Raw genomic sequence first — 24,434 nt, 5'->3', positions numbered from 1 at the left:
TTATGTGTGCGTACGCTTAACAGCTTGCACATACTTTCGGACAGTCGCTACAGATACATTATATACATCTCCAAGCTCCGACTGTGTCATTTTATTTCCTTGTTCGCCGCGTACAATGTATTCAATCGCAGCTGACCAGCCGTACACATTTGTAAATATGTCTCCAGATGTATATAAACGTATGAACGTACAAAACCAAAAGTGTAAACACTCTTCAATTAATTCATCATCTTTTTTCGTATAATTGTATAATGCATCCGCGATTCTCGCGCACTGCTCAAATTGCTGTAAATCAGCTGGAATACTCTTATGACTATTAAGTAAAAAGAAGTACTTTGCAAGTTGTGATACGATGGGAACACCGTTCTTCGCTTGCGTTATATCAAAGAAGAATCCCACCTTCTCCGGCGTTGACAATTCATTCATTAAATATAAAGCTAGCATTTGTTCTTCTAGCGTCGCACTTTGCTGAAATGATTTTCGTAATTCTTCAAATAACACGTTTTGTCCTTCATCTGCTAAATTCAGCGCATTCCACGGTTCTTTTCCCTTTTTATCAGGATGCAATTCCACGACATATTGCCACATTTTTTCAGCTAGTTGGTGATCTTTCACCATATAAGCAGAATATGCAAACCAATAATAAAAACTAACGTCTCCCTCATATCCTTGACGCTTTAATAATTTGAACCATTTATATGCATGCTCGAAATAACCAATTGTTGCAAGTGTAGTTCCCAGTTTCAAACGATGTTCAAATGAAATCGGATATACCGAAACTAGCTGTCCCGCTAACGCTTCTACTTGTTTATGCTCTCCAATTGAATATAGAAAAATAAGCGTATTACAAAGCGCATGTATATTACCAGGATTTTTCTCTAAAATCATTTCTGTTAACTTCAGTGCTTTGTCTACATTACCAGATTGAAAATGTGCAATGGCTAAATTATTATGACCTGACCAAAATTCCGGATAATCTTTCGTAACAATTTCTAATGTAGCAATTGCTTCTTCCAATTGTCCATTACGAATATAGCGATTCGCTTCTTCCTGCATAACAATTAAATCATCTTCATCTTCAATCTCTTCCGCACCCATTGCTTCTTCTTCCATAATCTCTAGAAGTTCTAATGTATCTTCTACGAATTCCTTCTCTTTTGCAACTTCTAAATAACGATCTGCATATTTCTTCGCCTGTTGAAATAACCCCATATATGCATAATTATTTGCAATAAAATAATAGCACTGTTCAAGTTCTGGATTAGATCTAACTAACTTTAAGAAGATTTGATTCGATTCTTGATATTCACCAGCCTCAGATAATACTGATGCTAATTGACATAAAATAAACGGCTCCTTCTCACTTTGTGCCGCTCTTCGAAAATATTTAATTGCATCTTGCAATTTTTGTCCTTTGTAAGCTCTCATCCCTTTTTTATAAAAGAAGTCCGCTAATTGATTAAAAGAGATAACTTGTCCGTTCTCCTTATATATCCTTTGATTTTTCCCCATATATCCTCCAGTTTTTTGTTTTCTTCGTTCACACATTCTTCTATCTATAAGTATAAACGATTCCGTAAAAAACAAAACAGTATATTATACTCAATTATTTCCTTTTTATTCATAAAAAAAGAGGAGAAATGTTACATTTTCACCATGAACCTTCTCTGGCGGTCATTTGCTCTTTCGTATAAATAATACGCATTGGATTTCCACCTACGAAAGCACCGCTCGGTACATCTCTATGAACAAGTGTGCCAGCTGAGACAGTCGCACCGTCTCCAATTTTCACACCTGGTAATATTGTTACATTCGCTCCAATCATCACTTCATTTCCAATAACGATTTCCCCAAGTCGATATTCACGAATTAAATATTCATGTGCTAAAAGCGTTGTGTTATAGCCAATAATCGAATTCTCTCCCACAGTTATCTTTTCTGGGAACATAATATCCGGCATTACCATAAGCGCAAATGATGTTTTCTTTCCTACTTTCATCCGTAAAAAAGTGCGGTACAACCAATTCTTCACAGATAAAAATGGCGTGTAACGTGCAATTTGGATAATAATAAAGTTTTTCATTACCTTCCAAAAAGACACTGTTTTATACACATTCCATAATGAATTTTCTCCTGAAACAGGATAGCGCGTTGTCCGTCGCAATTAGCTCGCTCCTCTACTAACTTACTTGGACCTTTATGAACGGTTCATATTAGACAAAATCGGTAGCAAATCACTCATTTTATCTAGCATAAAGTCTGGCTTGTAAGCTTCTAAATAAGCTCTACCTTTCAACGTCCATGAAACCGCAGCTGTTTTCGTCCCCGCATTTTGACCACCGACAATATCATGATGATTATCCCCAACCATCAATGCTTCTTCTGGTTTTGCATCTAATAATTCAAGCGCTTTTTGAAGTGGCTCTGGATGTGGTTTCACATGCTCTACATCATCAATTGTCACGACAACATCAAAAAATTCATCAAGCTTTGACAACTGTAATCCCATCTCAACGGTTTGTCTCGCTTTCGTTGTAACAATACCCACTTTATAACCTTGCTTCTTCAACTCTCGAACTGTTTCATATACAGTTTCATATTCTTCTACTAATTCATCATGATGATCATGGTTAAATTTGCGATAGCTTGTAATCATCTCTTCAACCTTATTTTCATCAATCTTACTGAAAGTATCATGCAAAGATGGACCGATAAATGGCAACACATCTTCACGCTTATATTGATTTGGATAATATGTATGTAAAGTATGTAAAAAAGAAGAAATAATAAGTTCGTTTGTATTAATTAAAGTTCCATCTAAATCAAATAACACTGTATTTATTCTCATCGCCTTAGTCCTTTCGCCTTCCTGAATATGAAAGAAGCAGCATCTTATAATAAGATGCTACTTGTCTCTAATTTTCTAAATATCTTTTATCAGCTTGCCCCATTTTTCGTCTCACAATAATGAAAATAATAGAAATAACAACAAGTCCAATTGACATTACTTGTGCGATACGAAGTGGTCCTAGCATTAAACTATCTGTACGTAAGCCTTCTACGAAGAAGCGTCCTACTGAATACCAAATTAAATATGTGAAGAATAACTCCCCGCGACGTAAATTCACTTTTCTTAATGAAAGTAGTAAAATTACGCCTGCAAAATTCCATAATGATTCATATAAAAACGTCGGATGATAGTACACACCCTCAATATACATTTGATTAATAATGAAATCTGGTAAATGAAGACCTTCTAAAAACTGTCTCGTTACTTCATCACCATGCGCCTCTTGGTTCATAAAGTTTCCCCATCGGCCAATTGCTTGTCCTAGTAAAATACTTGGTGCAGCAATATCTGCCAACTTCCAGAAAGAAACCCCGCGTCGCTTCGCAAAAAGAACACCGGTAATAACAGCCCCGATCAAACCACCATGAATCGCCAAACCACCTTGACGAATATTAATAATTTGACTCGGATTTTGTGCGTAATATTCCCATTCAAAAATAACATAGTACATTCTCGCAAAAAGAATAGCGATCGGCACTGCAATTAATACAAGGTCAACAAATGTATCTTTTGGAATACCTAGTCTTTCTCCCTCGCGAGTTGCCAGCCAAAGACCTAATAGCACACCTGTACCGATAATAATCCCATACCAATACACAGGAAACGGCCCAAGTTGGATAGCTACACGGTCAAGCTGTGGTACAGAAGCTAACAGCATATGTATATGACCTCCCTCTCCAAAGTTTACTCCTGATTTCCTAACTCAATTGCACTCATTAATCGTTCAGAGAACTGCTGTGCTGCATTGACTCCCATACGTTTTAAACGGAAGTTCATCGCTGCTACTTCAATAATAACAGCCAAGTTTCGACCAGGACGAACTGGAAGTGTAATCTTCGTAAGTTCTGTATCAATAATCTTCATCTTCTCTTCATCAAGACCTAAGCGATCGTAATTTTTCTTTTGATCCCAAATTTCAAGATTAATAACAAGTGTAATACGCTTATAATTTCGCACTGCCCCTGCACCGAATAACGTCATAACGTTAATAATACCTAGACCACGAATTTCTAATAAATGCTCAATTAAATCTGGTGAACTTCCGACTAACATGTCTTCATCTTCTTGACGAATTTCTACACTATCATCCGCAACAAGGCGGTGACCACGCTTTACAAGCTCAAGAGCTGTCTCACTTTTACCAACACCACTTTGACCTGTAATTAAAACACCAACACCGTAAATATCTACTAACACACCATGAACAGCAGTTGTTGGTGCTAACTTACCTTCTAAATAGTTTGTTAAACGACTTGATAATCTAGTTGTCGTTTGAGAAGAACGTAATAAAGGCATACCTGATTCACGTGATGCTTGTAATAACTCATCTGGTACATCTTGATTACGAGTTACAATAATACATGGCGTCTCCTCAGTACAAAGCGCTTTCATTCTCTCTTGTTTTTGCTCTGACGTTAACGTGTCAAAGAACGTAAGCTCCGTCTTTCCAAGAAGCTGCACACGATCTGCTGGATAATATGTAAAAAATCCTGCCATTTCAATTCCAGGTCGTGATAAATCACTTGTATCAATCGGACGATGAATGCCTTCTTCACCACTGATTAACTCCAATTGAAATTGTTCAATTAAATCTTTTGTCCTTACTTTCGGCATATGTATAAACCTCCACTCCGCTGCGGGTTCAGTCTCGTTTGATGTAAAATTCCATTCTATCGGATATTGTACCATTTTTTTCTGGAAACAAGAAATACGGTTTCTAATAAATAGAAAAAAACATTTCATACGAATAATGAAATGTTTTTCTTTTTGTCACTTTCTCTTTTTTTCATATAGAGGTTCAACAATTGCCTTTTCAATTATCATATTAAAAATTGAAATACAAATTGCCGCAACAATCGCTACACCAAATCCTGATATATTAAAAGCATCTCCTAATAATGAATCTGCTATTTTTAACGTAATCGCATTAATAACAATTAAGAAGAAGCCGAAAGTTACAACAGTAATTGGTAGCGTAATTAAAATTAAAAACGGCTTTACGAACACATTTAAAACCGCCAATATAATACTAGCAATAATTGCAGTTTGTATATTTGCTACGTAAAACGCGTCAGGTGCAATCCCTTTTAAAAGTCCCGATACAGCGATTAACACAACGCTATTTACAAGAAGTGATACAATCCATCTCATTTCTTTACACATCCTTTTAACATATATATTTCATCATACGCTAATAGATAATAAACGCAAGTATGATACGAACACTTATATCAACTTATTCTATCTTTCATGCTTGTATACCTACTAACACTTCCTCGCAAAATAAGGACCACACCATCTATGCTCATGTGTTTTTACAAAAGTCCAAGTGAAATCTTTATCTACAATATAGATATCGCCTTTATACATATCGTCCGTCTCCCGTAATATATCATCCATATGTAATAAACTCGCATCTTTTATTAGCAGTACATCTTCACAATGTTGATAGAAAATGTAGCAATCCTTTTTCACTTCATTATGAAATGCGTTTTCCGCTTCTTTACCCTCTAAACACTTCTTTTTCTCATAACTAAATATGTGCCATAGATAACCACATGCATACTTATCTCCATAAAGAAAAATATCTTCTTTTTCTTTATCACTTAAATGATTTGCAAAGTGATCCTCCCAGCGCTTGCGAAAATATACACCCCAACTTTGAAACTCTCTTACCTTCATATGTTTCTTCCTTAACACCTCTAAAAACTCCATCTTCTCCCCCTATACAATAAAAACCGAGCGTCATTTCCACTCGGTTTTCATCAATAAACTTATTGCGATAACTCTACTTCTTTTATTTTCTCTTTCATTCTTGCTTTATCACGATTTAAAATCTCTTTTAAATACTTACCTGTGTATGAGCGCTCTTCTTTCACTACTTGCTCTGGCGTTCCGGAAGCAACGATTTGTCCACCTTTATCTCCGCCCTCTGGTCCAAGGTCAACGATATAATCAGCTGTTTTAATTACATCTAAATTATGTTCAATTACAAGTACCGTCTCACCGCTCTCAACAAGACGTTGCAGCACTTCTAGAAGACGTGCAATATCATGCGCATGCAAACCAGTCGTTGGCTCATCTAAAATGTATAACGTACGACCTGTAGAACGACGGTGTAATTCAGAAGCTAATTTCACACGCTGTGCTTCCCCACCAGATAATGTTGTTGCTGGTTGACCTAATTTCATATAACCAAGCCCAACATCTACAAGCGTTTGAAGTTTACGCTTAATTTTAGGAATATTGGCGAAGAATTCTACTCCATCTTCAATTGTCATCCCTAACACTTCAGAAATATTCTTATCTTTATATTTCACTTCTAACGTTTCACGATTATATCGTTTACCGTGACAAACTTCACACGGAACATACACATCTGGTAGGAAATGCATTTCGATTTTAATAATTCCATCACCACGGCACGCTTCACAACGGCCACCTTTTACGTTAAAGCTGAAACGTCCTTTTTGATATCCGCGCACTTTTGCTTCATTCGTTTGTGCAAACACATCACGAATATCATCGAATACACCTGTGTACGTCGCTGGATTAGAACGTGGTGTACGACCAATTGGTGATTGATCAATATCAATTACCTTATCTAAATGTTCAAGACCTTTAATCTCTTTATGAGTACCTGGCTTCGCTTTCGCTTTATATAACTTTTGAGCTAACGATTTATATAGTACTTCATTAATCATCGTACTTTTACCAGAACCAGATACCCCTGTTACCGCTACAAACGTACCGAGTGGGAATGACATTTTCGCATTCTTTAAGTTATTCTCTTTTGCGCCGACAATCTCTACTTTACGTCCATCACCTTTACGTCTTTCAAGTGGAACTGGAATAAACTCTTTACCACTTAAATACTTCCCTGTTAATGAATTCTCATCTTGCATAACTTCAGCCGGCGTCCCCGCTGAAACGACCTGTCCACCATGAATACCTGCACCAGGCCCTATATCAAGTAAATAGTCAGCAGCCATCATCGTATCTTCATCATGTTCAACAACAATTAACGTATTGCCTAAATCACGCATTTCTTGCAATGTACGAATAAGACGATCGTTATCACGCTGGTGTAAACCAATTGAAGGCTCATCAAGAATATAAAGTACGCCAGTTAGACGAGAACCAATTTGCGTCGCTAAACGAATACGCTGCGCCTCACCACCTGATAAAGTTCCTGCGGCACGGCTTAACGTTAAATAATCTAAACCAACGTTCACTAAGAACCCAACGCGCTCCTGAATTTCTCTTAAAATTAAATGAGCTATTTTTTGTTGCTTCTCCGTTAGCTCTACATTCGAGAAGAATTCTTGTACTTCTTGAACTGAATACTTCGTTACGTCAGCAATCGTTTTATTGCCAACAAATACAGCTAAACTCTCAGGCTTTAAGCGTCCACCTTTACACTTTGGACAAGCTTGTTCTGCCATATACTTTTCCATTTGCTCACGAATGTAATCAGAACTCGTTTCACGATAACGACGTTCAATGTTTGGAATAACACCTTCAAATAAAATCTCATTTTCCTTTACTTGACCAAATTCATTTACATAGCGGAAATAAACTTTCTCTTCTCCGCTTCCGTACAACACTTTATCAAATAAATCTTTCGGTATATCTTTCACAGGCATATCCATATCAACGCCGTAGTGATTACATACAGATTGTAAAAGTTGTGGATAGTATTGTGAACTTGTCGGTTCCCAAGGTGCAATCGCATGTTCATTTAATGATAAATCCCAGTTCGGGATAACAAGCTCTAAATCTACCTCTAGCTTTGAACCAAGTCCATCACAAGAAGGACATGCTCCGAACGGACTATTGAATGAGAACATACGCGGCTCTAATTCTCCAATTGAAAAACCACAATGCGGACAAGCGTGATGTTCACTAAAAAGAAGTTCCTCTTCTCCCATAACATCGATTAACACTCGTCCCCCGCCAAGCTTTAATGCACTTTCAAGTGAATCAGCAAGACGGCTTGCGATTCCTTCTTTTACAACAATACGGTCAATTACAACTTCAATGGAATGCTTCTTGTTTTTATCTAACGCAATATCTTCAGATACATCAAGCATTTCACCGTCAACGCGAACACGAACATAACCTTGCTTCTTAATATCTTCAAGTACTTTTACATGCGCACCTTTACGCCCAGAAACGATAGGCGCTAACACTTGTAATTTCGTACGTTCAGGATATTCAAGAACGCGGTCTACCATCTGTTCTACTGTTTGTGACGTAATTTCAATGCCATGATTCGGACAAATTGGCGTACCAATTCGTGCAAATAATAAACGTAAGTAATCATAAATCTCCGTTACCGTTCCAACAGTTGAACGTGGGTTACGACTCGTCGTTTTTTGATCGATTGAAATTGCTGGTGATAATCCTTCAATCGTGTCCACATCCGGCTTATCCATTTGTCCTAAAAACTGGCGCGCATACGCAGATAACGATTCTACGTATCTGCGCTGCCCTTCTGCATAAATCGTATCAAATGCTAATGATGATTTCCCCGAACCAGACAATCCCGTTACAACAACAAGCTGATTTCTCGGAATGGTTACATCAATATTTTTTAAGTTATGTGCTCTAGCACCTTTTACAACGATAAAATCCTTGCTCTTACTCACTTTTTTCACCCTTCCGCTTTTAATTCTAATAGTAAATCTCTTAGTTCAGCTGCACGCTCGAAGTCTAACGCTTTTGCTGCTTCTTTCATCTCTGCTTCCATCTTCGCAATTGTCTTTTCGCGCTCTTTTTTCGTCATTTTCTTAGCAGGAGTTGCTTCGTATGTTTCTGTCTCTTCAGCAGCTGTCGTTGCACGGATAACATCACGAACGCCTTTTTGAATCGTTTTCGGCGTAATACCATGCTCTTCATTGTAAGCTTCTTGTATACTACGACGACGCTTCGTTTCTTCAATCGCAATTCCCATAGATTTCGTTATACGATCTGCATACATAATAACGCGGCCGTTTTCATTACGCGCGGCACGACCGATTGTTTGAATTAATGAACGTTCTGAACGCAAGAACCCTTCCTTATCAGCATCTAAAATAGCTACAAGTGATACTTCCGGAATATCTAATCCTTCTCGCAATAAGTTAATGCCGACAAGTACATCAAATTTACCGAGGCGAAGATCGCGGATAATTTCAATACGTTCTAACGTTTTAATTTCAGAGTGAAGATAGTTAACTTTAATTCCTACATCTTTTAAGTAATCCGTTAAATCCTCTGACATTTTCTTCGTTAAAGTCGTAATTAATACACGTTCATTTTTTGCAATACGATCTTGAATCTCTCCTAATAAATCGTCAATTTGCCCTTCAATTGGTCGTATATCAATTGGTGGATCTAAAAGCCCTGTTGGACGAATAATTTGTTCTATTACTTCTGGCGACTGCTCTAACTCATACGGTCCTGGCGTTGCTGAAACATAAATAACTTGATTCGTTTTCTCTTCAAACTCATCGAATGTGAGCGGTCTATTATCTAAAGCTGACGGCAGACGGAATCCATGATCCACAAGCACTTGCTTACGCGCTTGGTCCCCGTTATACATCGCTCTTACTTGCGGTACTGATACGTGCGATTCATCCATAACGATTAAGAAATCTTTCGGGAAATAGTCTAATAGCGTATACGGCGTTGCCCCCGCTGGACGAAGTGTTAAATGACGGGAGTAATTTTCAATACCTGAACAAAATCCCATCTCGCGCATCATTTCTAAATCATAACGTGTACGCTGTTCTATACGCTGCGCTTCTAACAACTTGCCGTTATCATTTAATTCCTTTAAACGCTCTTCTAATTCTTTTTCGATATTTTCAATAGCGACCTTCATCTTTTCTTCACGTGTAACGAAGTGAGATGCTGGGAAGATTGCTACATGATCACGTTCTGCTAATACTTCACCTGTTAACGCATTTACTTCACGAATACGATCGATTTCATCACCGAAAAATTCGATTCGAATACAATGCTCATCAAGTGATGCCGGGAAGATTTCAACTACATCTCCTCGCACACGGAATGTACCACGCTTGAAATCAATATCATTACGTCCATACTGTACATCAACAAGTTCACGAAGCAATTGATTACGGTCTTTTTCCATACCAACTCGAAGCGAAACAACTAGCTCGCGGTATTCTTCTGGAGAACCTAAACCATATATACACGAAACACTCGCAACGATAATTACATCGTCCCGTTCAAATAATGCAGACGTTGCCGAGTGACGCAATTTATCAATTTCATCATTAATCTGCGCATCTTTTTCAATAAACGTATCTGTTTGTGGTACATACGCTTCTGGCTGATAATAATCGTAGTAACTAACAAAATATTCAACTGCATTATTCGGGAAAAAGTCTTTCAACTCACTATATAACTGCCCTGCTAACGTTTTATTATGAGCCATAACAAGTGTTGGCTTTTGCACTTCTTTAATGACATTTGAAATCGTAAATGTCTTACCCGTTCCTGTTGCTCCAAGCAACACTTGCTTTTTCTTTCCACTATTAATTCCCTCTACAAGCTTCTCTATAGCTACCGGCTGATCACCTTGCGGGGAATACGCTGAGACAATTTCAAATTGACGTTCCAAGTATAATCCGACCTCCTCATAAAAATCTGTATTATTATTTTACCACGAATACCTATAAAAAACCTAAAAAAGCGAACAGATATTCGGTAAAGTTTTCGACAATATACACATAGAAAAAGGAAGGAGTAAATACTTCCTTCCTCTACTAATTCTATTTTTTAGATACATATACTAAGTCATATCCATTGCGCCCAGCTTCATTCATACAATCTGTTAACCGATAAGTACTTTCTGATTCGCGCAGCTCTTTAACAATACTTTTACAACTATCTTTATGTAATCCTTTATGGTCACCAGCAAACTTGTCTTGTCTACTATCTAACACATAAAGGATATCTTTCCCACTATGCTCTAACGTTTGAAAAACCGGGTCACCTTCATCGGTATACTGTACAATTCTTATTTTATCAACTTTCCCTTGATCAACGTTCATAACGAACTGTTCGAATTTATCTAGATTGGAAGTTCCTGCTTCCTTTACAATGACATCATTCTTCTTATCAATTATAGTGCTAGATGGTGAACATGCTACTAAACTAAAGAGAAATAGACATATACAACTGGTTCTTTTTTCTATTGTCATCCTCTCCTATAAAATTTATTTGTATACCAGAAAAGCTACTTTTAACTATGAAAGTAGCTTTTCTTTTCCTTTCTCCTTCTTCGGAAAAATCACATATGAAAATGAAATTGCTGTATCAACTAAAAATACAATCGCCCACACTTGGCTCACGCGACTTGCAGCTTTATTTAAAACGATTCCCGATTCTAACCAATTACCCCATTGTTCAAATGGAATAAATCCATACGCGAAGAAAAAGAATATGTGCACACCAACGAATAAAACAAGATGTAATATCCAATTTTTTATTTCCTGCTTTGTATAGGCCATGCCTGTTAATTCTACCTGTTCTTCAATAATAGGCGCCGGTTCATTACGCCATTTCGCAACTGATTTTTGTACAAATATATCAAGCTTCTTTAAATCCTTTTTCCCGTAGAAAACTGCATATAATAAAATGATTACAGTAATGATTTGAAAGTTAGAGAACTTTCCTGTTTGATAATAGTCCACTACTCCTAAAGTTAAAATAAACACTTCATTTACGAGGAGTACAATCCCCATAATAAAGCTCGCCTTTTTCAAACGGAATCCGTAGCGAAGTAAAAAGAAACCGATAGCTGATAACCAAAATACAATTTCTGCCCCAATTAAAAAATACCAACGATATTCTGCGAGTATACTCATTTATCCTTCTCCCTTTCATCATAAATACGAAAAGCCTCATCCATATATACTAAAAGTTCTTCTTCAATTGGATACATGCTCATTTTCTGTGAATCTTCCTTCGATTTTCTAACTTCCCATAACTTATCTAAAAACGCCTCGTCACCATTAGCCATTTCTAAACACTTCTGCATTAATTTCTTCGTTGCCCGTTGTACCTCATCACTTGCAGTTTCTTTACCTTCCTTCATAAAATTACGTAATTGCTTTAATAAATCTACCCATTCTAAAACATTCGGATCTTCTTCACTCATATTCGGCAAATTATGAAGCAACTTTTGTTCTTCCTTTGAAAATACTTCATTTTGAAATATTTCACGTATACGAGGAGACTGTTTCGAAAGCTGAATAAGTTCAAACATAACTTTCCAATCAAGTTCTCCCTCTACATCTACCGAATAAACAACCGCTTGTAAAACACGCTCCATTCGATTAAATTTCTTTTGTTCTTCCTGTACAAAGCGAAGTTGTTTTTCAAGCGAATTTTTTAAATCCAGCTCACCTTTTACTAACATATTCGCAGCTTCTTTTAATGAAAATCCCATTTCTTTCAAAAATAAAATTTGTTGCAAACGAATAACGTCATTTTCACTATATAGCCGATGTCCACCCTCTGTTTTTCCGCTCGGCTTTAATAAATCTATTTGATCATAATAACGTAGTGTACGTACTGTAACCCCTGTTTCTCTCGTCAATTGTTGTATTGAAATCACTACCATCACCTCTTCCCCTTCATTATAAAAGATGACGTTACGTAACTTTCAAGTGTTTTGTAAAAAAAATACAAAAAGCTGTTTATACAAAGTGTATAAACAGCTTTTATGGAAATAACCCCTTTTGTATGGCGCGCCCACAAAATAAAATAAGTGCTCCAACAACAACACTCGTTGCCGTTTTATGATAATGGGCTAATAATAATAAATAATACGATAAACCTACAGTACCAATCATAATACAAATGCTCGGCACTGGATTACGAGAAAAGTTTTGCATTCCCCAAAGAAGCGAAAATATAGCTGTAGCGACACATAACACCGGTAATCCCATCCCAGTTCCCCTTTTTCTATCTATTATTCCTTGTTGCTAACACACTCGTTGATGCGATACTAATTAATACACCAAAAATAGCAATATATAATAGCTCAGTTACATGTACTGCTTGCCTATCTAAATACTTATTTATACAAAGATACATAATAAACAAGAAAACGAAGCTTGTAATACAAATCATAAAATATGACTTCATCTTGTTCACAACTCGCTCATCAATTGATGGTACTCCCTCTTCTTTCAAACGCTTCTGCTCTTTATATTCCGAAATTCCATATAAAATGACTAGCGCTACATTCGATATAAAAATAGTTCCCCACGAAATACTTAAAATCATTAAACTCGTATTTAAAAGAATTTCTGCTACAAGCAAACTCCCTACGAATCTCATGACCTCTCTCTTACTCATACATGATTAGCCTCTTTTCGATTTCTATATTTCCACTTCGACCAATAGTTCACAAGAAAATACACCCACTGCCCTAGTACAAATAAAACAAACGGCATACCAGCATTTCCATCAACAATTAAATTATATAAACTCCATATCGCTAAACTAATCGTAAAAAATAACCCTACATATTTAAACGCTTTATCTGACTGAAATCTCTCAAACTCATCCTGCATTTTTTATTCCCCCTATCGCTATGCTCGTTTTCCTACCATTTCTCTCCCCTTACTCCAGCGTAAAGATTTCCTCCACCTTCACTCCAAAATATTTGGCAATTTTTAAAGATAACTCTAGACTTGGATTGTAATGATGATTTTCAATCGCCACTATCGTCTGCCGCGTCACCTGCATCACCTTTGCCATTTCAACTTGTGTTATATGATTTTGCTTTCTTAACTCTTTTATTTTATTTTTTACACCCATAGGCTCCACCTTCAAAAGTAAAGATATCTTTACTTAAATTATAAATATTTTCCAGTTATAAGTAAAGATATCTTTACAAATTTTAGAAAAACATTTCACTGAACATCCACTCTAACAAAGTACGAGAGTAATTCAATTTATATCGGCGATTTCTCAAATATATCAGCGCAACTCCATTTATATCGATGATTTTTCAAATATATCGACTTACCGACAAATACCGACATCCGTAGCGCTACTATAATCATAAGAAAAAGCTGTCCCCAAATACCTTCGGGAACAGCTTTCTCCTCTACTACATAAATCCTAACGCATATACAAGAACGTATCCAAGAACCGATAAGCAAACCGAGCCAATCAGCCCTGCCACGAATGCTTTACTTCCTAATTTACGAAACGTTTTAAACTCTACATTTAAACCGAGCCCTGCCATCGCCATTGCGATAAGCATGTAAGCAAGAACAACAATGTATCCCGCAACAACTTCTGGAATAATCCCGAGCGAATGCACTGCACTCATCGCTAAGAACCCGAAAATGAACCATGGTATTGGAAGTTCGCGCCACGATTTCTTTTCTTTGCTACCTTCACTCTTACCAAACCATAGACCAATTAAAATCGCTACTGGCACAAGCATTGCTACGCGCGTTAACTTCACAATAACTGCGATGTCTACAGCAGTACTTCCTCCTGGCGCCGCAGCTGCGATGACATGAGCGATTTCATGAAGCGTCGCACCTGAGAATACACCATAACCGTACGGAGATAAACCAAGCACTGGATATAATAACGTATAAATAAGCGTAAATATGGTACCTAAAATCGCGATGATTGCTGCCCCAACTGCTGTTTCATCGTCCTTCGCTTTCACTTGCGGTGCAATTGCCACGACCGCGGCTGCGCCGCAAATTGCCGTACCGCATGCTGTTAAAATCCCAAGTTTCTTTTCTACTTTAAATACTTTCGTTAGTCCGTATACAACAAAAATAGTAAATGTAATAACAACCGCCGCGATGACCAATACTTTCGGTCCCGCCTTCGCAATATCAACAAGATTTAATCGCATTCCAAGTAAGATGATCCCAAAGCGCAGCAACTTCTTACTCGCAAAGTTCGTTCCTGCTATCGCATCGTGAGGAACTCCAATTGCAGCGCGCCAAACCATCCCAATTAGAATAGCAATTACTAATTGTCCCATAATATTTAAAAATGGAAGCTCTGCTAAATATTTCGCGGCAATTGCGATTAATAATGTAATCCCAATTCCTTGCGAAAATCCAAAACGCTTCTTCTTTTGTATAACAAGTGTTTGTTCCATTTTGAACCACTCCAATAATCGTATTGGAACATGCATGTTCTTTCTACTTACATTATAAGAGAGTTTCTATAATAAGTTTAATACCAATACCAAATCTCTATCATCAGAAATACTTATGATAAGATGATAGAAAAAGAAAGGAGCCCATTATATGAACGTAGACATTTTAAAAATTTTTGTTACTGTCGTTGAACAGAAACACTTCTCCCGTGCAGCAGAATTATTAAACCTTTCACAGCCTGGAGTAAGTATGCATATACGCAACTTAGAAAACGAATTTGGCACTACGCTTATTCAACGCTCCCCGAAGCACGTCCAAGTTACTGAAGCTGGAAACATATTATATATACATGCAAAGCAAATGCTCTCTCTTTACGAAGATGCTAAACAAGAAATTAATGAACTACATAACGTTGTAACAGGAACACTTCGCATTGGTGCTAGTTTTACAATTGGCGAATACTTACTTCCAAAAATACTGGCTAACTATGCGAATGAAAATCCACACGTCGAAGTTCATACTTTCATCTCAAATACAGAAGACGTTTTGCAAAGCCTTCGCTCTAATCAAATTGATATCGGCCTAGTGGAAGGACAAGTCGTATACGCCGACGTAGATGTTGAAACATTTATGCAAGATGAAATGAAGCTCGTCGTCCCGCCAAATCATCCATTACTCCGCACAAATGAAATAAATGAAAGTACACTCCAAGATCAAGTATGGGTATTAAGAGAAAGTGGTTCTGGTACACGCGCTTATAGTGACCGCTTTATTCATCAACACCATTTAAAAATGAAACGATTCTTTACATTCAGTAGTATCCAAAGCGTAAAGGAAGCTGTTAGTGCCGGGCTTGGCATCGCTATCCTTTCTGATTGGACTGTACGGAAAGAGCTATTAGCAAAAGAACTATTCCACGTCGAAGTTCCAAATGAACAACTAATCCGTCCGTTTTCCATCGTGCGCGGTAAATATTTCATTCCATCTAAAGCCATTCAAGTGTTCTTAAATCATGTAGATTCTTTTGCGAAAAAACAGAGTTGACCTTCACATTAGTGTGAAGGTTTACAATACATGTAAAAGGAGTGAAATACATTGCGAATTGGAGAATTATCAAAAGAAACTGGCGTTAGTGAAAGATCACTAAGACATTACGAAGAAAAGGGCTTACTCCCTTCTAAGCGCCTTGCAAATGGCTACCGTGATTTTAATGAAAGTGCCATCGAAAAAGTGGAGCTTATTCAAATGTACTTACAAATCGGCTTAAATTTAGAAGAGACGGCAAGGATGCTGCGCTGCCTTGAAATTGAACCGCACCTGTACGACAATCCGTGCAGCAGTATCCTTACGCTTTACGAAGATAAACTCAATGAAGTAACAAAGCAAATCTCATTGCTTTCCAACATCCAAACGAATTTGCAAAAACACGTTTCACTCCTAAAACATGCAAAAGAAAAGGGATGATTACATGTTTGTTATACATGGCAGTTCAAGACAAAACGGAAATACAGAAGCTTTAACACATATGATGATAGAGGACATTGAAACAGAACAAATTTATTTGCGTGATCATACCGTCTATCCTATTATAGACCAACGTCATGATGCAGAAGGATTCCAATCCGTAAATGATGACTATGAGCAGTTAACCAAACGCATGCTAGAGCACGACACGATTATCTTTGCTACACCATTATATTGGTACGGAATGAGTGGACATATGAAAAACTTTGTTGATCGCTGGTCACAAAGCTTGCGCGATACATCTCTTCATTTCAAAGAAAAAATGAAAGGCAAAAAAATGTATGTTGTCATCGTTGGCGGGGATAATCCAAAGCTAAAAGCATTACCGCTTATTGCTCAATTCCAATATATCTTTGATTTTGTTGGTTCTTCATTTGAAGGTTATGTTATTGGAGATGCGAATGGACTGGATGAAATTAAAAACGATGCTGAGGCGCTAGCAAAAGCACAATTGTATAATAATAAATTCAAAAATAGCGAACAGAAATAAGTTTGACAAACCCTTTTGTATGCGCATACAATAAAAGTAATATTATGAAAGGAAGGTACTTTGACCAATGAAGTTCTAATTCTCTTATTTATTTCATCCATCACAAATAGTGAACAAAAATGATGAAAACTAGCAGAGGATTAGTCTGTCCATTTGTCGATACTTTCTTTCGAAACGATCATGTAAAAAATCGTTTATTTATGTACGATTTTTTACATACAAGGGCGACGTTTATCCTCTCTAGTGAAACTAGGGAGGTTTTTTTATGACTATTTTATTCGCACGTAATATTGAAAAGAGCTTTGGTGATCGCACACTATTTACATTACCATCACTGGAAATTCAAGCACAGGATCGCATAGGAATTGTCGGAGTCAACGGAGCTGGTAAATCTACGTTATTACAAATATTAAGTAAAGAAATAGAAGCTGACAGAGGCATAGTAACTCATCATAGTTCTATCGCCATCATTCCTCAGCTCAGCGAAGAACTACCGGAAACCGCTTCTTCTCTCGCAAAAGGAAAATGGAGTATTTCAAACGTTACCGACGCAATGAGCGGCGGTGAACGAATGCGACTAAAGATTGCGCATGCTCTCGAACAAAATGCAGGCATTTTATTCGCTGATGAACCAACAAGCCACTTAGATATGGTCGGTACAGAGCAATTAGAAAAGGCACTTTCATCTTATAAAGGGGCACTTGTTTTAATATCGCATGACCGTGAATTTCTAGATAATATATGTACCAAAATTATTGAAATTGAAGACGGTATTATTCAAGAGTACAAAGGTAATTATTCAAACTATCGAAAACAAAAAGAACGTGAACGAATACAAAAACAAGCAGAATATGAGCAATATATACAAGAAAAAAATCGTTTAGAACAGTCCATTCTACAAAGAAAGCAACGTGCTTCTAACATGAAAAAAATCCCAACACGGTTCAGTTCATCTGAATCTAGACTTTATAGGTTAAGTGGGGCTCATGGCCAAGAACAGGTTAGTAAAGCAGCAAAAGCATTAGAGACACGTCTCGAAAAACTAGAAAAGAAGGAAAAGCCAAAGGATCTTTCTCAAGCTCAATTTGACGTGCAATACCATACACCCATTCATAGTAAGGTGGCAGTACAATTCAATAAAGCAACAAAGAAAATAGGCGACCGTATACTATTTAAAAATATGAATGGAACTATTGCCCCTGGTGCAAAGCTTGCCGTTTTAGGGGCAAATGGAAGCGGCAAAACCACTTTGTTCAACATGCTTCTCACAAACGAGCGTGGCATGCAGCTATCGAAAAGTTGTAAAATTGGATACTTCGAACAAACATTATCTATTTTAAAAACAGATAAAACCATTTTAGAAAATGTTCTAGAAGAAACAAACTATACAGAAGCATTCGTTCGCACAATACTTGCGCGACTTCTATTCCGCCGTGAGGATGTTCATAAACCTTTGCACGTTCTAAGCGGGGGTGAAAGAATGAAGGTTGCACTCGCAAAAGTATTTTTAGGAAACTATAATATGCTTCTGCTAGATGAACCGACAAACTATTTAGACTTAGCGACGCAAGAAGAATTAGAAACCATGTTACAAGAATATCCTGGCACAATACTTTTCATTAGCCATGACCGCGCCTTTATTCGCTCTGTTGCAGACCATATTCTACAAGTAGATGAGAATGAACCAAGAATCTTCCACGGTAATTACGAGCAATACACAAAAAGAACCACCGGAGATTCTGTAAACGTTACTGAGCAAGAAATGTTACGATTACAAACAAAATTAACAGAAGTCATCGGCCGGATTTCCATTCCAAATCATCACGATGACATCACATCTCTCGAACAAGAATACGCAAAATTATTAACTCAAATTCAAAAATGTAAAGAAGCACTCTAATGTCTTCCCTATATATCGACGGGGCATTCCACATTTCCCAAGAAATATTGAATCTTCGACATAGAATACAAAAAGCCGTGCATCAGCACGGCTTTTCATTTTAGATACGGACAGCAGTCCCGCTCACAGCAACCATTAGCATTCCTTCGCGAACTACCTCGTAATCCACGTCGATACCAACAATTGCATTTGCATTTTTTTGTCTTGCGAAAGTTTTCATCTCTTCCATTGCGATGTCACGTGCTTCTTTCAATTTGCTTTCGTAAGCGCCTGAGCGACCGCCGACAACGTCACGGACGGAGGCGAAAAGGTCACGAACGATATTCGCGCCCATAATCGCTTCTCCATTGACAATATCGATGTACTCAATAATTTCTTTTCCTTGAATTGTAGACGTTGTTGTTACAATCATACTTTATTACCTCCCATATGAGATTTTCACCTACTTATGGTGCACTAATTCTGTACAAATTATATTTACGAACTAAACTGAGCTTCGTATAACCTACTGTATCCTCCACCTTGCTCAATTAATTCATTATGTGAACCTTGTTCTGCAATACCGTCTTTATTTACAACGACGATGCGATCTGCATTTTTAATCGTTGCAAGTCTGTGAGCGATAACTAATGTTGTACGGCCAACAGATAGCTCCGCAAGCGATTTTTGAATCGCAAGTTCTGTCTCTGTATCTAATGCAGAAGTTGCTTCATCCAATATTAAAATTGGGGGGTTTTTCAAGAACATACGAGCAATAGCTAGACGCTGCTTTTGTCCACCTGAAAGTTTCACGCCGCGCTCACCGATAACAGTATCTAAACCGTCCGGCTGTGAGTAAATTAAATCTTCTAATTGCGCGCGTTTTACTGCCTGCCAAATTTCAGCTTCTGATGCTTTTAAATTTCCGTAAGCGATATTTTCACGAATTGTTCCTGAGAATAAGAACACGTCTTGCTGCACAATTCCAATTTGCTTACGAAGTGAAGATAATGTCATATCTTTCGTATCAATTCCATCAATTTGGATCGACCCAGATGATTGTTCATAAAAACGTGGTAATAGGCTACATAACGTCGTTTTCCCAGCTCCTGATGGTCCAACGAACGCAACTGTTTCACCTGCATGTATTTTCAAACTAATGTCATTTAAAATCGGTTCTTTATTTTCATATCCAAACGTAATGTTGTTATATTGAATATCACCGTGTACATGCTTCACTTCCATTGCATCTTTAGAGTCTACAATGTCAGGCTCTGTTTCAAGAAGCTCTACATATCTTTTAAAACCGGCGATTCCTTTCGGATAGCTTTCGATTACCGCGTTAATTTTTTCAATTGGGCGGAAGAAAATATTCGTTAATAGAACGAATCCGATAAATCCACCGTACGTTAATTCTCCTTGCAGAACAAACCATGTACCGCATATTAAGACGAAGAGCGTTACGAGACGCATGAGCATATAACTAATCGACGAATTTAACGCCATAATTTTATACGCCATTAATTTTGTTGTACGGAAACGAGCGTTGTTAACAGCAAATTGCTCTTTCTCAAACTTTTCATTTCCGAATGCTTGTACAACGCGAATACCACCAACGTTGTTCTCAATACATGCATTGAAATCAGCAACGTCTGAGAATAAACGTCTAAATGTACCTGTCATTTTTTTATTGAAGTACAGCGCTAACCATAATAGGAATGGAATGACGAAGAACGTTAATAACGCTAACTTCCAGTTGATCATCATCATAAATGAGAATGCCCCAACTAAAGTCATTACGGCGATAAATAAATCTTCTGGTCCATGGTGAGCAATTTCCCCAATTTCCATTAAATCGTTTGTAAGGCGTGAAATTAAATGACCTGTTTTATTATTATCAAAAAATCTGAATGATAGCTTTTGAATATGATCAAATAATTTCTGCCTCATATCTGTTTCAATGTTAACACCAAGCATATGTCCCCAATATGTAACGACATATTGCAGGCCTGCATTTAACATATAAACTGCGAGTAAACCGAAACAAGCCCATAAAATAAGCGTCCAGTTTTGCCCTGGCAATAACTTATCAATAAATTGGTTTACGATAAGCGGGAAGCCAAGTTCTAATAATCCTGCGACAACCGCACAAGAAAAGTCGAGTATAAATAAACCTTTATACGGTTTATAGTACGAGAAAAATTTACGCAGCATATCTTACCTCCATTTTCCAAAATTAAAAAGACTCCCTAAATGATAACCATTATCAAATAATTATTCAAGTTATCCGTCTATGAAACTGAAAATAAGCTTTGCGATAGTTGTCGTTTTTTTGCTGGAAAGTCGATATATTCGAATAATCGCCGATATATTTCGAGTTGCGCTGATATATTTGCAAAATCGCCGATATAAACTTCATTTACTAACTACTCTCCCATCCCCAAAAACAAAAAAGGTACCACCACAAGGTGATACCATTCCTTCTATTACATCGCTTCCGAATCCCACTCATGCTCCTGTTCAACGAATACAATACCTAATTCGTGATGTCCACCAGCATATAATGCAGTTTGTGCAAGACGAAGCTCACCATTTGTATCTAATACTTCTAATTTACAAAATGCTCCTGTCGTCTTCGTTTGAAGCGCATCATAAAATTCCTCCGCGCTTTTTGGAATGACTCCATTTACTTTCGTAATAATTTCTCCAGGCAGTAATTTCAGCTCTGCTCCAATTGTATTTGGAATTGTATCTAGTACAACGAGCCCATCATTGCGTGCAGCAAAATACGCTGGTCTTGTTTCATCGGCAATTTTTTCTTGCATCGAAATTGTGAAACGCCCAAGCATAGCGACTCCCATCGCGATAATTGCAAGTACGTGCCACCAGTAACTTGCGATTCCTAAAACGAGCACAAGTCCTGCTAACCCATAAACACGTCTTCCTGTAAATAATAAAGCTTCCGTCGGCTCATAACTTCTAATATTTCTCATAAATCCAATTAAAAATGGAACGAGGAATAGAGAATATGTATTTGAACCTATTGAAACGACAGGCCACCATGAAATAAACTGCGTTACCGCATCACCCGGTACAAGAATAAAAATAGGAACGATCCATAAACGCTTTGATTCGTGTAAACCAATCTTTAATCCACGCTTCCCCTGCCTAATCCTCGGCGTCGAATATCCTACTGCGTTTTTCGAAATCAATAAGCCTTCTACAATAAGCATAACGCCTAGTAAAATAACAAGGGATACAATGGTACTCTCTTCACCTTCTCGAAGCTGTAAAAAGGAAACTGGTAGCTTAGAAGATAATAGAACACATACAATCGCAATGCTAAATGTATAAGCCGCCGATAAATATCGATACATAGCCGTTAATCCAAATAGTAACGTCCAAATTAAAATGGCCCATAAGCTTGCTTTAGAAACAACAAGTCCAAGCCCAATCGTAATAATAGATACTACTAATCCGTATCCAATCCCTGCAAATAGAGAGGTTCGCAGTTCAAACCAAATATCATAAACTTTAAAAGAAAAATCTTTTCGTTCTCTTAACATACGTAAGTATCCAACGAAGATACTACTTATTACAAATATATAGACAGCAGGGTGTAAGAAAAAACGTCCAACTGCCCGCATTATTTCAAAAATCCACGCCTCCACGAACTCATTCACCACCATTTATATCATTCTTTCTTTTTATATTATCATAACTAAACAAACGTTTGTTTAACACAAAAAAATACAGGCAGCAAACTGCCTGTATTTCTTCTTATTTTGCAATTAATTTTAATGCTGACTGTAATTGTAGATCATTTTCTCCAGAACGGATTTTTTCGATAATTTTAGTTTGAATCGCTTCAGCTGTCTTTTTATCAAGCTGTCCTGTCGCTTCCATTTCATTTGCATTTTGGAATGCTTTCAGAGCAGATTCTGTCTCTTTACTAAAGTATCCATCTTCACGACCTGGTACATAACCTAAGCTCTTAAGCATTTCCTGAGCATGTTTTACTTGTACATCATTTGAATTGTATGAAAGTGTTTTTTCAATTTGAATTGGTGTCGCATGATAATAATTTGGTTGCTTCACTTCTACTGTTGGCGCGATTCCTTTTTTATGAATCCAGTTCCCATCCGGCGTTAACCATTTAAACATCGTTAATTTAATGTTGCTGCCGTCTTTAAATGGAACAGCTTGCTGGACAGTACCTTTACCAAATGTCTTTTCACCAATTAAATCGTATCCTTCTCCTTCTTTTAGCGCACCCGCTAAAATCTCTGAAGCAGAAGCACTTCCATTATCAATTAATACTGAAATTGGATATGGTTTTCTCTCTTTCAGTTCCGTAGAGAATTTCTTCTTCTCACCATTTCGCTGCTCTACTTGTAGCATCGGCTTTTTATTCGTCATAATTTCCCCTAGTATATCTTCTACACTATTTAAGTAGCCACCAGGATTACCACGCACGTCAATAACTAAGCCTTTTATATTTTTCTTCTCTAACTCTTTTAACTGATCCTTAAATTCTTTCGCTGTATTTTCAGCAAAAGAAGTGATTTGCATATAACCGATATCTTTTCCGCTCTCTTGCTTCACAGAACTAAACACTGTAAAGATCGGAATCTTTTCACGCTTAATTTTAAATACAATCGGATCAGTTACTCCCGCACGTTTAATTTCAATTGCGACAGTCGTTCCCTTTTTACCACGAATTTTTAATACTGCTTCTTCACGTGATAAGTCTTTCACACTGTTTCCATCTACAGATAAAATTTGGTCATTCGGTTTAATTCCTATCTTTTCTGCTGGTGAACCTTTAATTGGCGATACGATAATAAGCTTACCGTCCGTCTTGTTCACCTCAGCCCCAATCCCCTCTAATTCGGGATCAAGCGATTCACTAAACTGTTTGGCTGTTTCTTTATCCATATACGTGGAATAAGGGTCCTTCAGCGTAGACAACATACCTTGTATTGCACCTTCAACTAACTTTTCATCTTTCACGTCTTCCACATAACGTGAATCAATTAGTGCATACGCCTCATTAATTTTTGCCAAATTCCCTTGCGCAGTGCTAGCATTCCCACTCGAAATTGTTTGCGTTACTTCTGATGGGTTAACCCCAAATACAGACATGCCTGCAAACATTCCGCCAGCACCAATTAAAAATGCAACAACCATTCCAATAATTGCAACTCTACGTTTCAATGCGGAATTCCCCTTTCCAAAACACACAGGTGGTGTAGCAAAAGGCATCACACAGTGTGTGATGCCTTTACCTATTTCTACTATATGATA

Annotated in this window: 25 protein-coding genes; 4 read left to right on the top strand and 21 right to left on the bottom strand. The window is 37.4% G+C overall.

The window, feature by feature from the left end; genetic code table 11:
• The 17 genes from ACTFP3_RS19605 to ACTFP3_RS19525 form a co-directional block, all read right to left on the bottom strand.
• On the bottom strand, positions 1–1,512 hold the full coding sequence (locus tag ACTFP3_RS19605; RefSeq protein ID WP_440011025.1) for a tetratricopeptide repeat protein: 1,512 nt from the start codon (positions 1,510–1,512) through the stop codon (positions 1–3).
• Positions 1,513–1,651: 139 nt separating this feature from the next.
• The gene (locus ACTFP3_RS19600; protein WP_001255070.1) at positions 1,652–2,164 is read right to left on the bottom strand and encodes an acyltransferase; all 513 of its coding nucleotides are present in this window, start codon (positions 2,162–2,164) and stop codon (positions 1,652–1,654) included.
• A gap of 33 nt (positions 2,165–2,197) precedes the next feature.
• A complete protein-coding gene (gene ppaX / locus ACTFP3_RS19595; protein ID WP_440011023.1) occupies positions 2,198–2,848 on the bottom strand; it encodes a pyrophosphatase PpaX in 651 nt (216 codons plus the stop codon).
• A 67-nt stretch (positions 2,849–2,915) separates the two neighbouring features.
• Positions 2,916–3,728: a prolipoprotein diacylglyceryl transferase gene (lgt, locus tag ACTFP3_RS19590; protein ID WP_440011022.1), complete on the bottom strand. Its 813-nt coding sequence runs from the start codon at positions 3,726–3,728 to the stop codon at positions 2,916–2,918.
• 26 nt (positions 3,729–3,754) lie between these two features.
• Positions 3,755–4,684 carry an HPr(Ser) kinase/phosphatase gene (gene hprK, locus ACTFP3_RS19585; RefSeq protein ID WP_001127250.1) on the bottom strand — a complete coding sequence of 310 codons (930 nt, stop codon included), beginning with the start codon at positions 4,682–4,684 and terminating at the stop codon, positions 3,755–3,757.
• A gap of 156 nt (positions 4,685–4,840) precedes the next feature.
• Positions 4,841–5,221, bottom strand: a complete 381-nt coding sequence (locus tag ACTFP3_RS19580; protein ID WP_001267308.1) for a phage holin family protein — start codon at positions 5,219–5,221, stop codon at positions 4,841–4,843.
• A 114-nt stretch (positions 5,222–5,335) separates the two neighbouring features.
• Complete coding sequence (locus ACTFP3_RS19575; protein ID WP_006918453.1) at positions 5,336–5,785, bottom strand: DUF4275 family protein; 450 nt, start codon at positions 5,783–5,785, stop codon at positions 5,336–5,338.
• A 59-nt stretch (positions 5,786–5,844) separates the two neighbouring features.
• Entirely contained in the window at positions 5,845–8,721 is a 2,877-nt protein-coding gene (uvrA, locus tag ACTFP3_RS19570) for an excinuclease ABC subunit UvrA (protein WP_000045561.1), read from the bottom strand.
• Between the two features lie 5 nt (positions 8,722–8,726).
• The gene (gene uvrB, locus ACTFP3_RS19565) at positions 8,727–10,703 is read right to left on the bottom strand and encodes an excinuclease ABC subunit B (RefSeq protein ID WP_000441059.1); all 1,977 of its coding nucleotides are present in this window, start codon (positions 10,701–10,703) and stop codon (positions 8,727–8,729) included.
• 151 nt (positions 10,704–10,854) lie between these two features.
• Positions 10,855–11,286, bottom strand: a complete 432-nt coding sequence (locus ACTFP3_RS19560; RefSeq protein WP_046393079.1) for a DUF4362 domain-containing protein — start codon at positions 11,284–11,286, stop codon at positions 10,855–10,857.
• Between the two features lie 45 nt (positions 11,287–11,331).
• Entirely contained in the window at positions 11,332–11,952 is a 621-nt protein-coding gene (locus tag ACTFP3_RS19555) for a hypothetical protein (protein ID WP_000025221.1), read from the bottom strand.
• Positions 11,949–12,710 carry a MerR family transcriptional regulator gene (locus tag ACTFP3_RS19550; RefSeq protein ID WP_264622708.1) on the bottom strand — a complete coding sequence of 254 codons (762 nt, stop codon included), beginning with the start codon at positions 12,708–12,710 and terminating at the stop codon, positions 11,949–11,951. Before ACTFP3_RS19550 ends, ACTFP3_RS19555 begins: the two co-directional genes overlap by 4 nt.
• Before the next feature lie 100 nt (positions 12,711–12,810).
• A complete protein-coding gene (locus ACTFP3_RS19545; protein WP_000524139.1) occupies positions 12,811–13,038 on the bottom strand; it encodes a hypothetical protein in 228 nt (75 codons plus the stop codon).
• A 16-nt stretch (positions 13,039–13,054) separates the two neighbouring features.
• Positions 13,055–13,450, bottom strand: a complete 396-nt coding sequence (locus ACTFP3_RS19540; protein WP_332284088.1) for an ATPase — start codon at positions 13,448–13,450, stop codon at positions 13,055–13,057.
• Positions 13,447–13,668, bottom strand: coding sequence for a hypothetical protein (locus ACTFP3_RS19535; protein WP_336456912.1), 222 nt, complete (start codon positions 13,666–13,668; stop codon positions 13,447–13,449). The genes ACTFP3_RS19540 and ACTFP3_RS19535 overlap by 4 nt, the downstream gene beginning before the upstream one ends.
• Before the next feature lie 49 nt (positions 13,669–13,717).
• The gene (locus ACTFP3_RS19530) at positions 13,718–13,915 is read right to left on the bottom strand and encodes a helix-turn-helix transcriptional regulator (RefSeq protein ID WP_000538370.1); all 198 of its coding nucleotides are present in this window, start codon (positions 13,913–13,915) and stop codon (positions 13,718–13,720) included.
• A 295-nt stretch (positions 13,916–14,210) separates the two neighbouring features.
• Entirely contained in the window at positions 14,211–15,233 is a 1,023-nt protein-coding gene (locus ACTFP3_RS19525) for a YeiH family protein (protein ID WP_000438432.1), read from the bottom strand.
• Positions 15,234–15,384: 151 nt separating this feature from the next.
• Here ACTFP3_RS19525 and ACTFP3_RS19520 point away from each other — a divergent pair, with 151 nt between their 5' ends.
• The 4 genes from ACTFP3_RS19520 (at position 15,385) to abc-f (ending at position 19,148) form a co-directional block, all read left to right on the top strand.
• Positions 15,385–16,278, top strand: a complete 894-nt coding sequence (locus ACTFP3_RS19520; protein ID WP_001099987.1) for a LysR family transcriptional regulator — start codon at positions 15,385–15,387, stop codon at positions 16,276–16,278.
• A gap of 51 nt (positions 16,279–16,329) precedes the next feature.
• Positions 16,330–16,698, top strand: a complete 369-nt coding sequence (locus ACTFP3_RS19515; protein WP_326035791.1) for a MerR family transcriptional regulator — start codon at positions 16,330–16,332, stop codon at positions 16,696–16,698.
• A gap of 4 nt (positions 16,699–16,702) precedes the next feature.
• Entirely contained in the window at positions 16,703–17,248 is a 546-nt protein-coding gene (locus ACTFP3_RS19510; protein ID WP_242284126.1) for a flavodoxin family protein, read from the top strand.
• Positions 17,249–17,513: 265 nt separating this feature from the next.
• Entirely contained in the window at positions 17,514–19,148 is a 1,635-nt protein-coding gene (abc-f, locus tag ACTFP3_RS19505) for a ribosomal protection-like ABC-F family protein (RefSeq protein ID WP_440011017.1), read from the top strand.
• A gap of 100 nt (positions 19,149–19,248) precedes the next feature.
• Here abc-f and ACTFP3_RS19500 read toward each other — a convergent pair whose 3' ends face one another.
• The 4 genes from ACTFP3_RS19500 to ACTFP3_RS19485 form a co-directional block, all read right to left on the bottom strand.
• A complete protein-coding gene (locus tag ACTFP3_RS19500; RefSeq protein ID WP_139896182.1) occupies positions 19,249–19,560 on the bottom strand; it encodes a YbjQ family protein in 312 nt (103 codons plus the stop codon).
• 65 nt (positions 19,561–19,625) lie between these two features.
• Positions 19,626–21,341: an ABC transporter ATP-binding protein gene (locus ACTFP3_RS19495; protein ID WP_000944620.1), complete on the bottom strand. Its 1,716-nt coding sequence runs from the start codon at positions 21,339–21,341 to the stop codon at positions 19,626–19,628.
• A 272-nt stretch (positions 21,342–21,613) separates the two neighbouring features.
• Positions 21,614–22,816, bottom strand: a complete 1,203-nt coding sequence (locus ACTFP3_RS19490) for a PDZ domain-containing protein (protein WP_326035789.1) — start codon at positions 22,814–22,816, stop codon at positions 21,614–21,616.
• Between the two features lie 91 nt (positions 22,817–22,907).
• Positions 22,908–24,344: a S41 family peptidase gene (locus ACTFP3_RS19485; protein ID WP_440011015.1), complete on the bottom strand. Its 1,437-nt coding sequence runs from the start codon at positions 24,342–24,344 to the stop codon at positions 22,908–22,910.
• Positions 24,345–24,434 lie beyond the last annotated feature (90 nt).

This window comes from Bacillus cereus group sp. MYBK5-2 (genome assembly GCF_051915685.1).
Classification (GTDB): Bacteria; Bacillota; Bacilli; order Bacillales; family Bacillaceae_G; genus Bacillus_A; species Bacillus_A cereus.
Note: the sequence above shows the minus strand (reverse complement) of the source record. Positions and strands in the feature narration are given on the sequence as shown.